Source organism: Proteiniclasticum ruminis (genome assembly GCF_900115135.1).
Taxonomy (GTDB): domain Bacteria; phylum Bacillota; class Clostridia; order Clostridiales; family Clostridiaceae; genus Proteiniclasticum; species Proteiniclasticum ruminis_A.
This window is the reverse complement of the sequence record NZ_FOVK01000001.1, coordinates 839,667-853,026: the sequence shown is the minus strand read 5'-3', so window position 1 is coordinate 853,026 and position 13,360 is coordinate 839,667. Positions and strand designations below refer to the sequence as shown.

Here is a 13,360-nt window from a genome sequence, read left to right as displayed (position 1 = left end):
AATGGTTCATGTCAGGAAGATACAAACAAGGAGAGAGATTCGTGATTTTGTGATGCTGCCTTTTCAGCTTTATAAAGAAGATTCTTCATGGGTACCCCCGCTGATTCATGAGATGAAGAACCTTCTACGAGGAAAGAACAACAGCCTTTACAAAGCAGGCCCCCATGTGGCTGTTGTGGCCTATAAAGATGGAGCGCCTCAAGGAAGGCTGCTTGTTGGAATCAACGAAGAGCTGAACCAGTATAAAGGAATCAGAGAAGGATATATCGCCCTTTATGAATGCATGGAAGATGAGGAAGTCTCATCCGCAATGCTCCAGTTCGCAGAAGAATTTTTGAAAAGCTATGTGATTGAAAAGGTGAAAGGTCCGTTGTCCGTACCGGGTGGAGATGATTACAGAGGATTTATCATAGATAATTTTACAGATCCCACCTATGTGATGAATACATACAACAAGAAGTACTACAATGACCAGTTCCTGAAGGCTGGGTTTATCAAGTACTTCGACTGTTACGCCTACGAGGGAAAGTTCACCATGGAGGATAAGGAGAGGCTGGAAAAGCTGGTGCCCTATGCCATGAAGCGGTATGGATACACGGTGGAGCCATTGAACCTCAATGATATGGAGAAAGAAATGCAGGATATCAAGAGAATCATTGAAGAAGCCATGCCGAAGGACTGGGATGATTTTATGCCTCCGACAGATGAAGAGATCCGGATGATCAAAAATCAGCTGCTGCCTTTTGCGGATCCAGATTTTATATACATCGCCAGAGACAAAGAGAGGAACCCTATTGGATTTGATATTGCTTTGCCCGATTACAATCAGGTGCTGTCCAGGATGAAAGGACGATATTTCCCTTTTGGGATTCTGAAGTTCCTTTATTTCAGGAAAAAGATTGATGCATTAAGGATCTTTGTGCTTTTTGTGACACCTGAGTACCGGAAAAAAGGGGTTACAGCAGCCATCTACTATGAAGGGCTGAAAAAAGGCATTGCAAGAGGCTTCACTAAAGTGGAGGGCAGTACGGTGTGGGAATATAATCGGCCTATGCAGAACGATGCCTTTGGATTCACGGGTGAACCTTATAAAACCTATCGGATCTATCAGAAAGAGATCTAAAAGGAGTAGTGCACTTGACCATTTTGGTTTTCTATTCCTGTGAGAAACTAGCTTGTTTTTTTCATATTCTGTATTCCTCTTTTCGAAATAAAAGGGTATTTCAGGTATACTGATAAAAACAAAATCAGGAGGATCGTATGGATAAAAAAGTAGTTTTACGAAGTGAAGTAGATGTGGATAAAACATGGGATTTAAGTGGAATATATGAAAATGATGACCGTGTTAAAGAAGCAGAAAAGGCTCTTTATGAGAAATCCATGGAGCTGGAGAAGAATTTTAGGGGGAAGCTTACGACGCCGATCTCCATCAATCTGTGTCTGGATGGATATCGGGAAGTGGTAGAACTTGCTGGTTTGATTTCGAGCTTCCGCTTCCTGGCAGTCAGTGTGGATATGACAGATCATGAGAATCAGGGAAAGAGCGTAGAGGCAGCGAATCTTATTTCCGATGTGATGGCAAGACTGTCATTCATTCAAGGGGAAATTCTCATGAATGAAGAGTCTGTGCTGATGGATGCAGCAAAAACAAGCAGGGAGAATCAGCATTTTTTGGAGGATCTTCTTCGGGAGAAACCTCATGCTCTCTCTATAGAACTGGAAAGAGCTCTTGCAGTACTTTCTCCGGTGATGAACTCCCCCATGAGTATCTACAATAAGGCCAAACTGCAGGATATGGATTTTGGCAGCTTTGACGTAGAGGGGAAGAGCCATCCATTGAGTTTTGTGCTTTATGAAAACCATTATGATTATGACAATGACAAGAAGATCAGAAGAGCTGCATTTTCTGCGTTTACCAAGAAGCTGAAGGAGTATGAGAATACAGTTGCAGGTGTTTACCAGACCCAGGTACAGAAAGAAAAAGCCTTATCAAAACTGAAAGGATTTGAATCAGTGATTGATTACCTGCTTTTTGATCAGAAGGTTACCAGGGAAATGTATGATAGACAGATTGATGTGATTTATCAAGAACTTGCTCCTCATATGAGAAAATATGCAAAACTCTTGAAGAGAATCCATGGTTTGGAGGAGATGACCTTCAATGATCTCAAACTTTCTGTGGATCCAACCTTCGAACCGCCAATCACAGTGGAAGAGTCCAAAAAGTATGTGATGGAAGGATTGAAAATTCTTGGAGAGGATTATCTGAAGATGATCGAAAGAGCTTTTGGAGAAAGATGGATCGATTTTGTTCAGAACAAGGGAAAATCCACGGGTGCATTCTGTTCCAGCCCTTATGGCAGGCACCCCTATATACTCATCAGCTGGACGGAAAGAATGCGGGAAGTTTTTGTTTTGGCTCATGAACTCGGCCACGCAGGACATTTTTATCTGTCGCAGAGCCATCAGAATATTTTTGATGCACGGCCTTCTCTCTATTTCATCGAAGCGCCGTCCACCATGAACGAAATGATCATGGCAAACCATCTGCTGACAACCAGTCAGGATAAGCGGTTCAGAAGATGGGTCCTGTCCTCTATGATCTCCCGAACCTATTATCACAATTTTGTAACCCATATGCTGGAGGCCCATTATCAAAGGGAAGTATATAAAATTATTGATGCAGGTGGCAGCCTCAGTGCAAAAAAACTCAATGAACTGAAGAAAGCCACATTGGAAGGGTTCTGGGGAGAAGATGTAAAAGTTCTGGAAGGTGCAGAGAATACCTGGATGAGGCAGCAGCATTATTATAAGGGGCTCTATCCTTATACATACAGTGCAGGTCTCACCATAGCCACTGAGGTATCTGGCAGAATTCTGAAAGAAGGGGCGTCTGCAGTGGAGGACTGGAAAAAGGTGCTGAAAGCTGGAGGAACCAAAGATCCTGTGGAGCTTTCAAAGATGGCAGGAGTGGATATCACAACGGAGGAACCCCTGAGAAATACCATTGCATATATTGGCAGCATCATTGATGAGATTGAAGAGCTCACCAATGAGCTGTATGAAGAGCTTGGTGAATGAAACGGAGGAATGAATATTGTTTGAAAGAATGGAAGAACTGCTCATAGAATATGGACTAAAACTGGTGGCCTTTCTTGTTGTGCTCCTTGTGGGGTGGAGCTTGGCTAAGTATTTGGTGCGTCTGCTGGAAAAGAATCTGAAGAAAAGTAAGATTGATGTCTCTATCCATGGATTTCTGCTGACCATGGCAAGCTTTCTTTTGAAGTTTGTGGTGCTGATCACCAGTGCAAGAATTCTTGGAGTACCCACGACGACATTCATCGCCATGCTTTCGGCTGCTGGGCTCGCTGTAGGACTTGCGTTAAAGGACAGTCTCTCAAATTTTGCGGCAGGGATTCTGCTCCTTGTGACGAGACCCTTCAGCGTAGGAGATTTCATAGAGTCTTCTAATGTTTCCGGGACAGTCCTTTCTATTCAGGTTCTGTACACGGCCCTGAATACTGCGGACAATAAAAGAGTGATGGTGCCCAACAATCATCTGGCCACCTCACACATCATCAACTACAGTATAGAACCGTACAGACGGGTGGATAAAATCTACTCTGTGGCCTATGGCACTGATGTGCAGAAGGTAAAGGAAATCCTGATGAACATCGTCGTATCCAACGAAAAAATACTGGAAGACCGTGGCGTGATGCTTGGGGTATCAAAACATAATGAGTCTTCTGTGGATTTTGATCTCAAAGTCTGGGCCAAAAGAGAAGACTACTTTGAAGTATCTTACGGATTGAATGAGGCCGTGATAGAGGTCTTTGAAGAACAGGGGATTGAGATTCCGTATCCTCATCGTGAAATCAGGATACGTTCTGAAGAGAAGATGCAATAGAATAAGAGCAAAAAAAGAGGAGCGGACGCTCCTCTTTTCATGTAATGATCAGAATCAACAAGCATGTGCGGTGCTAATTAATAATGAATCTAATATAATAATAATTTTCATAAGAGGATTTGTCAAGAGATTTCAGTCCGGATAAAGTTGTTAAAAAATTAACCAAATGATATAATTTGAGCTATGTACGATGAAACCTTTAGCTAAGGGGGAGTAAAGATGAAGATAGAGATATGTGTGGGCAGTTCCTGTCATGTACGGGGTTCTTACGAAGTGGTTAAAAATGTGGAAGCCTTTGTGAAAGATCAGGGCCTAGAACAGGATATCGAACTGAAAGGATGCTTCTGTATGGGACACTGTACAGAAGGTGTCAGCATGAAAATTGATGGTGCAGTTCTTCAAGTTTCAGAGGATACTGTAGTTGAACTTCTATCAGAAAAACTTAGGGAGAAATGAGATGCAGCTGATTAATTTTACAGAAGCCAATTGCAAAAACTGTTATAAGTGCGTTCGGGCCTGCCCTGTGAAAGCCATCAGGTTTCAGGACCACCAGGCCATTATTGATGAGGAGAGATGCATTGCCTGCGGGCAATGTTTTCTTGCGTGTCCCCAAAATGCCAGAGACATTCAAAGCGATTTGGATGTGGTGTTGGACGCGCGAAAAGCAGGAAAAAGAATGGTGGCGCTCATTGCTCCATCCTTTACCGGGTTCTTTGAGAATCCAGGAGGGGTTGTAGAAGGATTAAGAAGATTTGGGTTTCAGGAAGTTGCGGAAGTGTCTCTGGGAGCCCAGGAAGTAACTGAAAAGTATAGAGAGTTCGTTGCGGAGAAGAAACCAAAGTATGCCATTTCCAGCTGCTGTCCTACCGTGAATCTTCTCATCAGACGATATTATAAAGGGGTTGCGAAGTATCTTCTGCCATCAGTTTCACCAATGATGGCTACGGCGAAAGCTCTGAAGAACAAGGAGCCTCAATCATTCACTGTGTTTATCAGCCCATGTCTCAGCAAGAAATGCGAACCATTCATGTTTGGGCAGGAGGGTTATGTGGACGCTGTACTGACCATGGATGAGATGTTGTCCTTGTTTCAAGAGGATCATCTCCAGGTGGAAAGTCTTCCGTACTCTTCTCCGGATTATTATGGCTCGACAAATGCAAGAAGCTATCCAGTAAAGGGGGCTATTGGAGAAGGGTTCCATGAAACCCTTTCATCCCATGGATATGATGTTCTTCATGTGGAAGGAATTCTGCAGGTGAGAGAGGTGCTTGAGGAGATTGAAAAAGGTGCTCTTGACCCATCGTTTCTTGAGCTCAATGCCTGTCATGAATCCTGTATTTCTGGTCCATGTGTGCCAAAGAAATCCTGGAGTACGTACAAAAGAAAACAGCTTGTAAAAAAACATGCAAAGGAAGGATGGACCGAGGAACCTCAAGTGTTGACTTTTGAGGGGTGCGATCTTAACTATACTTATAAAGAGAATCTGTTCCAGAAAAAAATATTCACTGAAGAAGAGATCACCAGAACCTTAGCCAGGATGGGAAAAACAAAGAAAAAAGATGAGCTGGACTGCAGCGCCTGCGGATATGACAGCTGCAGAGAGAAAGCGGCAGCGGTTCTTGAAGGTATGTCTGATGTGGAAATGTGTATGCCCTTCATGCGTACAAGAGCAGAGCACATGAATGATATCATATTTTATAACTCACCGAATATCATTTTTATCTTGGATGAGGATTTATGCATCTGCCAGATGAATCCTTCTGCTGAAAAGACATTCGAGGAGAAATCAGAACATTTACGGTATATGCCCATTTCTGTGCTGCTTCCGGATGAGGGAATCAGAAGGGTTATGGATACCGGAAAGCATGCGCTTAATAAACGGATCAGTTATCGGGAGCATAATCTTGTGGTGATGCAAAGTGTGATTCATCTTCCGAAGGACAATCAGCTGCTCATCATTATGTCAGATATCACAGAAGAAGAGAGACGAAGAAAAGAGTTGAATCTAATGAAAGAGCAGACCGTTGAGATTACAGGAAAAGTCATTGAGAAACAGATGAGAGTAGCTCATGAGATTGCCAGTCTTCTCGGAGAAACCACAGCGGAGACAAAGATTGCACTAAACCGTCTCAAAGAACTTGTGATGGAGGACAGATGAGATGGAGTATTTTATTGATACTGTCGCATTATCAGTGAACAAACAGGGAGAAGAGCTATGTGGCGACCAGATTGAGATTGCTGATACAAAGGATGGTAAAATCCTTGTGCTCTCCGATGGTCTCGGAAGCGGTGTGAAAGCCAATATACTTGCAACGCTCACATCAAAGATTGCCGTAACGATGCTGAAGGAAAATGCCACTCTGGAGGATACCATTGAAACCATCATGAAGACATTGCCCGTATGCGCTGTACGCAAACTTTCCTATTCAACCTTCAGTATTGTGAAAGCGTCAAAGGATGGTACAGTGAATATTTTTGAATTTGATAATCCATCTTATTTCTATCTGGACAAAGGTGCTTTATGTGAAGTGCCAAAGATCAGAAGAGAGATTCATGGTAAAATTGTATTTGAGTCTTCGCTGAAGATGAAGCTCGGCGATCAGCTGATACTGGTATCCGATGGCGTCATCCATGCAGGAGTGGGGAAACTGCTGAATTTCGGATGGCAATGGAATGATGTGTCTGCTTTTATAGAAGATACAATGCGGACCTCAGGCACTACCTCCCTGAGCCATGAGATCATGAGCTACACAAATATACTGTATGACTTCATGCCTGGAGACGATGCCAGCGTAGCAGCGCTAACCTATAAAGAAAAGAAAACCCTTCATCTTTTTACCGGTCCGCCAAAGAATCCCACGGATGATAAATTTCTTGCAGAAGCTTTTATGGAAGCAAGAGGGATCAAGGTCATTTCTGGTGGCACAACAGCAAAAATCATTGCGGATAAAACTGGAAATGAGCTGAGAGTAAAACTTGATGACCTGAGGAAGGACCTTCCGCCGACTGCAGTGATGGAGGGAGCGGATCTCATAACAGAAGGGATTCTGACCATGAGCAGAGTGGTTGATTTGCTGAAAGGATACAGAGATGGGAAAAAAAGCACAGAAATCTTGCAAGAGCTTTTTGAGGACCACGGAGCTTCTGAACTGTCAAAACTGATTCTAAACGAAGCCAGTGAAGTAGTGATATGGCTGGGAACGGCTGTGAATCCCGCACATCAGTCAGAAGGGTTTGTATTCAATTATCAGAAGAAAGTTGAGATTGTGCATGAACTAAAGAAGGTTCTGCTGGAGATGGGGAAAGAAGTGTTACTGTACACCATATGAAGAAACAATATCTGTGCTCACCCACAGAATTTAGAGTCTTTCGAGATTTTTTCAAGATTTTTTGTGGTATTGGTAAAAAAACATGAAATTATTAACATTGTATTGGTTTACAAGTGGGATAGAATATGTATAATGAAATGTGACCATAAAAAAGGAGGTAGGGTATGAAAGAAGAATTCTATACCGCCTTGGAAGATTTCCCTGTGGTTACCGCTGTGAAGGATTTTAACGGTTTGGAAATGGCTTTAGAGACAGAGAATAAAGTTGTCTTTGTGCTCTTTGGAAATATCACAGATATTTCTATGATTGTAAAGAAAATCAAAGCGAAGAACAAAATCGCCATTGTACATGTGGACCTCATCGAGGGGCTTGGCAGCAAAGAGATTGCAGCGAAGTTTATCAAGTACAATACTTTGGCAGATGGAATCATCAGTACCAAGGCCAACATCATCAGTGCGGCAAAAGATCTGGGCCTAATTACCGTCCAGAGATTCTTCCTCATCGATTCCCTTTCACTGAAGAATGTCATAAAGTACATCGAAGCAGGACATGCGGATACTTATGAAGTTCTTCCTGGGGGGATGTACAAAATTATCACCATGCTTTCCAACATTGCCAGTGTTCCTCTCATTGCAGGGGGGCTCATCTCCGACAAGGAAGATGTGATTTCAGCGCTTTCTGCTGGAGCCACCGCCATATCTTCCACAGACACGACCATCTGGACATTGTAAATGTCAAGGTTTACAACGATTCGGTAACGTGTTAAAATTAACTTAAGTTCATATTGTGCTAAGAGTGTAAGAGTAAGCAAAAAGTGCCTGTTTTGACAGGTTCTGTTGTGTTGCTCTTTTTTTGTGTTAGGAGGGAAAAATATGTTTGATGTAGCAATTATTGGTGCGGGTATTGTTGGCGCATCGGTTGCAAGAGAGTTATCCAGGTATAACCTCAATGTGTGTTTGATTGAAAAAGAAAATGATGTTTCTGAAGGGGCTACCAAAGCAAACAGTGCGATTGTGCATGCTGGCTATGATCCTGAGAATGGTACAGCCATGGCGAGACTGAATGTGCGGGGATGCCATCTCACTGAAGTCTATGCCAAGGAACTGGATGTTCCATATAAGAAAATTGGATCTTTAGTGGTGGCTTTCTCACAGGAAGAGATGGAGACCATCGAAGAGCTTTTTGAGAGAGGAAACAAGAATGGTGTTCCTGATCAAAGAATCATCCACCGGGAAGAACTCCTGAAGATGGAGCCCAACATCGGAGATGAAGCGGTAGGGGCTCTGCATTCTCCAAGTGCGGGTATTGTAGGACCTTGGGAGTTCTGTATTGCGCTGACAGAAAATGCTGTGGTAAATGGTGTAAAGCTTTATCTCAACACTGAAGTGGTGGATATCAAAAAAGAGAACGGAACGTTTACGATTTTCACAGGCAATCCTGAACTCGAGCCAATTCAGACCAAGTATATCGTCAATGCAGCGGGTATCTACAGTGACGTTATTTTAGGAATGGTTGGAGAAAGAGAATTTAAGATCAAGCCTCGTAAGGGCCAGTATTTTGTGCTGGACAAGAGCCAGGGACCACTTGCCAATCATGTCATTTTCCAGTGTCCATCCGCGCTTGGAAAGGGTGTTCTGGTGACACCTTCTGTTCATGGCAACCTGATTGTCGGACCAGATGCTGAAGATAATGTGGAGAGAGATGATACCACCACCACCAAAGAAAGAATGGAATTTATCAGAGATGCTGCAGAAAAATCGATCAAGGGAATTAATTATAGGGAAAGTATTCGAAACTTTGCAGGCTTAAGAGCACAATCTGACCGTTCTGACTTTATCATTGAAGAGTCCAAGTCTGTGAAAGGTCTCATCAACCTTGCGGGGATCAAATCTCCAGGACTTACTTCTGCTCCAGCCATTGCAGAAGATGCAAGAGATCTGCTTGAAAAAGCAGGACTGACATTAACGAAAAAAGACAACTTTAATCCAACAAGAAGACAGACCCATTTCATGAGCCTTTCTCCTGAGGAAAAAGCAGCAAAGATCAAAGAGGATCCAAGATTTGGAAGAATCATCTGCCGCTGTGAAAACATCACCGAAGGTGAAATTGTGGAAGCCATCAAGAGACCTGTGGGAGCGCTTTCCCTGGATGGTGTGAAGAGAAGAGTCAGACCTGGTATGGGTAGATGCCAAGGTGGATTCTGCGGACCAAGAGTTCTTGAAATCATTGCTAGAGAGAAAAATGTTTCTCTGGAAGAAGTGATGCAGGATACCAATGGATCCTATATTCTGATCGGCGAAACAAAGAAGTAGGGGTGAATGAGATGATATATGATTTAATCGTAATTGGTGGAGGTCCTGCGGGGCTTTCAGCTGCATATGAAGCGTACAACAATGGAATCGAAAATATTCTGATTCTGGAGAGAGACAAGGAACTTGGCGGTATACTCAACCAGTGTATCCATAATGGATTCGGTGTGCATTCTTTTAAAGAAGAGCTCACTGGACCAGAGTATGCACAGAGATATGTTGAGATGCTGCAGTCAACAAAAGTATCCACCAAACTGGATACCATGGTACTGTCCATTGAAAATGATGGTGACATCAAAAAAGTGGAAGCCATCAACATGGAAGAAGGATATCTCAGTCTTGAAACAAGAGCAATCATCTTGTCCATGGGCTGCCGTGAAAGAACAAGAGGAGCAATCCAGATTCCAGGAGCAAGACCTTCCGGTGTGTTTACAGCAGGTACCGCACAGAGATATGTCAATATGGAAGGATACATGGTAGGAAAGAAAGTCGTGATCTTAGGATCCGGTGACATTGGTCTGATCATGGCAAGAAGAATGACTTTGGAAGGGGCAAAAGTAGAAGCGTGTGTGGAACTTATGCCTTACTCCAACGGACTGAACAGAAACATTGTGCAGTGTCTGGATGATTATAATATTCCACTGCTTCTTGCACATACCATTACAGATATTGTGGGTAAACATAGATTGGAAGCGGTTGTAATCCAGAAAGTGGATGAAAACAGAAATCCGATACCTGGCACCGAGCAGACCATCGAATGTGATACACTGCTTCTGTCTGTTGGTCTGATTCCGGAAAATGAAATCACAAAGAATGCGGGAATCGCATTAGATCCTAGAACATCAGGACCTATTGTCAATGAAGCCATGGAGACCAACGTGAAAGGTATATTCGCGTGTGGTAACGTTGTTCACGTTCATGACCTGGTGGATTTCGTTAGTGAAGAAGGTAAGAAAGCTGGACTCAGCGCTTCAAGATTCATCAAGAATGAACTGCTGGAAGGACAGGCGGTTACTGAAATTAAGAATGGCCAGAGAGTGAACTATACAGTGCCTCAGAAGATCAGACTGGAGAACATTCTGGATGGTCAGGAAATTATGTTCAGAGTATCCAACGTGTTCAAAAATGTGAACATTACTGTACGTAATCAGGAAGGCGAGCTGATCAAAAAGCTGAGAAGACCTGTGGTTGCACCTGGAGAAATGGAAAAGATCAAGCTGAAGAGAGAAGAAATCGAAAAAGCAAATGGACTTCTTACCATAGCTTTGGAAGAGGTGATGTAAGATGAGAGAAATGATTTGTATTGTATGTCCAAAAGGATGCAGACTGAGTGTGGATCAGAAACCAGATGGTGAAATCATCGTCATGGGAAATGGATGCAATCGTGGAATTCCGTATGCTCAGAAAGAACTGACAAATCCCACAAGAGTAATCACATCTACGGTGAAGATTCACGGTGGAATTCATAAGAGACTTCCAGTCAAAACCTCAATGGATATCCCTAAGGGATTGAATTTCAAAGTCATGGAAGAACTTGCTAAAGTTGAAGTGACTTCTCCAATCAAGGTAGGCACAGTAATCATTGAAAATATTCTTGGTACTGGTGCTAATATTGTTGCGACAAGAGATATGTAAGAAAATGTGGGCTTAGGCCCACATTTTTTGTACAAAAAATATCAGACAATTGATATTTTTGTTATAATCAATGTAATAAGTAAATGTTTACATGTAATGTGAGAAGGAAGGTAGGGATGAGTCATGTATGACGTAATTATTATTGGAGCAGGTATCGTAGGTACCACAATCGCAAGAGAACTGTCTAAATCAAATGCTAAAGTTCTGATACTTGAAAAAGGCATTGATGTGTCCATGGGAGCAACCAAGGCAAACAGTGCCATTGTCCATGGCGGATTTGCGGAAAAACACGAGGCGTTAAAAGGAAGGCTGTGCTACAAAGGAAGAGTGCAGTTTAGAAAATTGGATGAGGAGCTGAACTTTGGATTCAAAGAAACAGGGTCCCTCGTAATTTCCATGGAGGACGACAAAGAACCCCTGGAGAAACTCATGGCAAATGGTATTAAAAATGGACTGGACGATCTGGAAATCATTGGACCTGAACGGATCAGAGAGCTGGAACCAGAACTGACCCATGATGTGAAATGGGCACTGTACTGTAAAGGTGCAGGAATCTGCTCCCCCTATGAAATGGCCATCGCCATGGCAGAGAATGCCATCAAAAATGGTGTGACGCTTAAGCTTGAGCATCAAGTGACAGGTATTGAGAAAGACGGAGATGTGTTCAAAGTTACCACAGATAAAGAAGCGTTCCAGGGTAGATATGTGGTGAATGCTGCAGGTGTATATGCGGATGAAATATCTAAAATGGTTGGTGTGAACAATTTCGAAATTTTTCCAAGATCAGGAGAATATATACTTTTCACCCGAGGCACTGGAGATCCTATCAACACAGTGATATTCCAGCTGCCTACGAAGTATGGGAAAGGCGTTCTAGTGGCATCCACCTATTACGGTAATCTCCTCATTGGCCCTGATGCATCAGATGAAGGTGGAAAAGACGATACATCAACTCACATTGAAAGGGTTGCTAAAATCTACCAGCAGACAAAGGCACTGTATGGCAAGATCAATTCTAAGCAGTTCATACGAAGTTTCACTGGAATTCGTGCAAGAAGTTCAACGGATGATTTTATCATTGAAGAAACAAAGGTGAAAGGCTTCATCAATGTGGCCGGCATTCAGTCTCCAGGGCTGACCTCATCACCAGCTATTGCAGAAATGGTTATAGGAATTCTTAAGGATGCAGGATTAGAATGGGAAGACAATAATGATTTTGACCCATACAGAAAGCCTATTGTGACCAAAAAACCACTGCAGCCCTTAAAGGATATAAAAGAGTTCATTGAGCTTCCTCTAGGGTCAAAGGACCGAATTGTATGCAGATGTGAACAGGTAAGAGAAGATGAAATTGTGGATGCACTCCACCGTGGAATCAGAGTGAAAACAGTAGACGGAGTAAAAAGAAGAACAAGAGCGGGCATGGGTTGGTGCCAAGGGGAGTTCTGCAAACCAAGGGTCATTGAGATTATGGAACGAGAGTATGGCGAGAAGATAGATCCAGGTTTTGACATTGAGCATAGTGGTGTGAACCGGGTGCAGAAATCTGATCTTCTGGATTATCTGAAGAGCCTCGAGGAGGAATAAATTTGAGTGATGTCATTGATTTCAATGAACTGAAAAATAAAGTGCGGGATAAGGATATCGATGATTTTGAAAACTATATTTTTACGCTTTACAGCAAGATGGGACAGGGAACAGAAACTATAGCCTCCATAAACCGTGCCGTGATGGAATATATGCAGAAGAACAATATCTCCATGGAGAAGTTTATGGAGATTCAGAATAAGCTCATGGAGCGATATGGTGTATCCATGGCGGATGTGGAGAGTCAGTATAATCTTACCAATAACCCGGAATATGAAAAATATCGTAAACAGTTGGGGTTCACGGAGAAGTACAAAGGAAAAATAAAAGATTTCAAAGGATTTTCCTATGAAATCAGAAATGACCGGAATCAGGTGTCTATATATCTCGATGGGACGACAGTCATCTTAACTTCTGCCACGAGGGTAGACCTTTCAGATAATGAGCTCAATGAGTTTCTGGTTTCTTACAAGAAATTGTTGGAGGACCAGAAACTTAAGATAAAAATCAGTGAACAGTATACAGAATATGATTATTAAAGACTCTTTAAGCCAGAAGCTGATCTTCTGGCTTTTTACATTGGAATCTGTTGC

At 42.6% G+C, this 13,360-nt stretch carries 12 protein-coding genes; all 12 read left to right on the top strand.

Translation table 11 applies throughout. The features are described 5' to 3' along the window. The first annotated feature begins 1 nt into the window (after nucleotide 1). The 12 genes from BM243_RS03995 to BM243_RS03940 all read left to right on the top strand — a co-directional run bounded on the left by BM243_RS03995 (nucleotide 2) and on the right by BM243_RS03940 (nucleotide 13,306). Nucleotides 2–1,123 (top strand): hypothetical protein, encoded by a 1,122-nt coding sequence (locus BM243_RS03995; RefSeq protein ID WP_074910622.1) that lies wholly within the window; start codon nucleotides 2–4, stop codon nucleotides 1,121–1,123. Between the two features lie 137 nt (nucleotides 1,124–1,260). After that, nucleotides 1,261–3,081 (top strand): oligoendopeptidase F, encoded by a 1,821-nt coding sequence (gene pepF / locus BM243_RS03990; protein ID WP_074910618.1) that lies wholly within the window; start codon nucleotides 1,261–1,263, stop codon nucleotides 3,079–3,081. 16 nt (nucleotides 3,082–3,097) lie between these two features. Continuing rightward, complete coding sequence (locus BM243_RS03985; RefSeq protein WP_083422590.1) at nucleotides 3,098–3,907, top strand: mechanosensitive ion channel family protein; 810 nt, start codon at nucleotides 3,098–3,100, stop codon at nucleotides 3,905–3,907. A 219-nt stretch (nucleotides 3,908–4,126) separates the two neighbouring features. Beyond that, complete coding sequence (locus tag BM243_RS03980; RefSeq protein WP_074910616.1) at nucleotides 4,127–4,363, top strand: (2Fe-2S) ferredoxin domain-containing protein; 237 nt, start codon at nucleotides 4,127–4,129, stop codon at nucleotides 4,361–4,363. 1 nt (nucleotide 4,364) lies between these two features. Next, nucleotides 4,365–6,065, top strand: a complete 1,701-nt coding sequence (locus BM243_RS03975) for a [Fe-Fe] hydrogenase large subunit C-terminal domain-containing protein (protein WP_074910613.1) — start codon at nucleotides 4,365–4,367, stop codon at nucleotides 6,063–6,065. A 1-nt stretch (nucleotide 6,066) separates the two neighbouring features. Then, nucleotides 6,067–7,236 (top strand): SpoIIE family protein phosphatase, encoded by a 1,170-nt coding sequence (locus BM243_RS03970; RefSeq protein ID WP_074910611.1) that lies wholly within the window; start codon nucleotides 6,067–6,069, stop codon nucleotides 7,234–7,236. A 164-nt stretch (nucleotides 7,237–7,400) separates the two neighbouring features. Further along, the gene (locus tag BM243_RS03965; protein ID WP_074910608.1) at nucleotides 7,401–7,967 is read left to right on the top strand and encodes a glycerol-3-phosphate responsive antiterminator; all 567 of its coding nucleotides are present in this window, start codon (nucleotides 7,401–7,403) and stop codon (nucleotides 7,965–7,967) included. Nucleotides 7,968–8,108: 141 nt separating this feature from the next. After that, nucleotides 8,109–9,548: an NAD(P)/FAD-dependent oxidoreductase gene (locus tag BM243_RS03960; RefSeq protein ID WP_074910605.1), complete on the top strand. Its 1,440-nt coding sequence runs from the start codon at nucleotides 8,109–8,111 to the stop codon at nucleotides 9,546–9,548. Nucleotides 9,549–9,559: 11 nt separating this feature from the next. Continuing rightward, nucleotides 9,560–10,828, top strand: a complete 1,269-nt coding sequence (locus tag BM243_RS03955) for an NAD(P)/FAD-dependent oxidoreductase (protein WP_074910603.1) — start codon at nucleotides 9,560–9,562, stop codon at nucleotides 10,826–10,828. 1 nt (nucleotide 10,829) lies between these two features. Further along, nucleotides 10,830–11,180, top strand: coding sequence for a DUF1667 domain-containing protein (locus BM243_RS03950; protein ID WP_074910601.1), 351 nt, complete (start codon nucleotides 10,830–10,832; stop codon nucleotides 11,178–11,180). 123 nt (nucleotides 11,181–11,303) lie between these two features. Beyond that, a complete protein-coding gene (locus tag BM243_RS03945; protein ID WP_074910598.1) occupies nucleotides 11,304–12,767 on the top strand; it encodes an NAD(P)/FAD-dependent oxidoreductase in 1,464 nt (487 codons plus the stop codon). Between the two features lie 2 nt (nucleotides 12,768–12,769). Continuing rightward, nucleotides 12,770–13,306 carry a DUF3867 family protein gene (locus BM243_RS03940; RefSeq protein WP_074910595.1) on the top strand — a complete coding sequence of 179 codons (537 nt, stop codon included), beginning with the start codon at nucleotides 12,770–12,772 and terminating at the stop codon, nucleotides 13,304–13,306. Nucleotides 13,307–13,360 lie beyond the last annotated feature (54 nt).

Bases quoted from the DNA above. Each gene is read 5' to 3' on its own strand.
- BM243_RS03995 (WP_074910622.1), top strand. From the start codon at position 2: ATGGTTCATGTCAGGAAGATACAAACAAGGAGAGAGATTCGTGATTTT.
- pepF (WP_074910618.1), top strand. From the start codon at position 1,261: ATGGATAAAAAAGTAGTTTTACGAAGTGAAGTAGATGTGGATAAAACA.
- BM243_RS03980 (WP_074910616.1), top strand. From the start codon at position 4,127: ATGAAGATAGAGATATGTGTGGGCAGTTCCTGTCATGTACGGGGTTCT.
- BM243_RS03975 (WP_074910613.1), top strand. From the start codon at position 4,365: ATGCAGCTGATTAATTTTACAGAAGCCAATTGCAAAAACTGTTATAAG.
- BM243_RS03970 (WP_074910611.1), top strand. From the start codon at position 6,067: ATGGAGTATTTTATTGATACTGTCGCATTATCAGTGAACAAACAGGGA.
- BM243_RS03965 (WP_074910608.1), top strand. From the start codon at position 7,401: ATGAAAGAAGAATTCTATACCGCCTTGGAAGATTTCCCTGTGGTTACC.
- BM243_RS03960 (WP_074910605.1), top strand. From the start codon at position 8,109: ATGTTTGATGTAGCAATTATTGGTGCGGGTATTGTTGGCGCATCGGTT.
- BM243_RS03955 (WP_074910603.1), top strand. From the start codon at position 9,560: ATGATATATGATTTAATCGTAATTGGTGGAGGTCCTGCGGGGCTTTCA.
- BM243_RS03950 (WP_074910601.1), top strand. From the start codon at position 10,830: ATGAGAGAAATGATTTGTATTGTATGTCCAAAAGGATGCAGACTGAGT.
- BM243_RS03945 (WP_074910598.1), top strand. From the start codon at position 11,304: ATGTATGACGTAATTATTATTGGAGCAGGTATCGTAGGTACCACAATC.